Raw genomic sequence first — 272 nt, forward strand, 5'->3', positions numbered from 1 at the left:
CTGGGCGACCGGGCGGCGCACAACCCGGTGCGCCTGGTCCGCAGCATCCTGCGTCTGCGGTGGTCGCCGTTCCTGCAGGCCGACGTCGCCGCCAACCTCGCCGACTACATGCGGCGCGGCTTCCCCCCCTCCGACCACGACAACGGAGCGCTCCTCCGAACATGCGCGGCGGGGCTCTTCGGGCCGGTGGGCAAGCTCGCCGACCACCTTCACTGACGCGTCATCGGCGCGTCATCGATCCGCGGCGTCAGGCGGCCTCCAGCTCCAGCTCG

The 272-nt window shown here is 72.8% G+C and carries 1 protein-coding gene; it reads left to right on the top strand.

Annotation, left to right across the window (positions count from 1 at the left end; all coding sequences use genetic code 11):
- On the top strand, positions 1-216 hold a 216-nt coding region (locus tag F0U47_RS21515), incomplete at its 5' end, for a hypothetical protein (RefSeq protein ID WP_246159720.1).
- Positions 217-272 lie beyond the last annotated feature (56 nt).

Source organism: Nocardioides antri, assembly GCF_008373765.1.
GTDB classification, from domain to species: domain Bacteria; phylum Actinomycetota; class Actinomycetes; order Propionibacteriales; family Nocardioidaceae; genus Nocardioides; species Nocardioides antri.